This is a genomic window from Delftia sp. RIT313 (genome assembly GCF_000632165.1).
GTDB classification, from domain to species: Bacteria; Pseudomonadota; Gammaproteobacteria; order Burkholderiales; family Burkholderiaceae_C; genus Comamonas; species Comamonas acidovorans.
In genome coordinates this window covers 1-349 of the sequence record NZ_JFYT01000026.1, presented here as the reverse complement: position 1 = coordinate 349, position 349 = coordinate 1, and the positions used below count along the sequence as shown (strand labels likewise).

General features: G+C 68.2%; 1 protein-coding gene. It reads right to left on the bottom strand.

Features of this window, described 5'->3' with window-relative positions:
- Positions 1–349 (bottom strand): phosphopantetheine-binding protein (locus tag BW39_RS04075; protein ID WP_043820005.1); only part of this gene is annotated, 349 nt, incomplete at both ends.

Genomic DNA, 349 nt, shown 5'->3' with positions numbered 1-349 from the left:
AACAGGCTGCGCACCTGGGCCGCCAGCCCCCTGGCGCGCATGCGTTCGAGCAGCTTCAGGGCCAGCAACGAATGACCGCCCAGTTCGAAGAAACTGTCATGGCGCCCCACGCGCTGCACGCCCAGCACCTCGGCCCAGATGCGCGCCAGCGCCTCTTCCAGTTCGCCCTGCGGCGCCTCGTATTCCTGTGCCCCCGCCGTCTCCGGCTCGGGCAGCGCCTTGCGGTCCACCTTGCCATTGGCCGTCAGCGGCAGGGCATCCAGCACCACGATGGCCGAAGGCACCATGTAGTCGGGCAGTACCTGGCCCAGCCGCTCCTTGAGCAGCCCGTCTTCGACTTCCTCGTTCA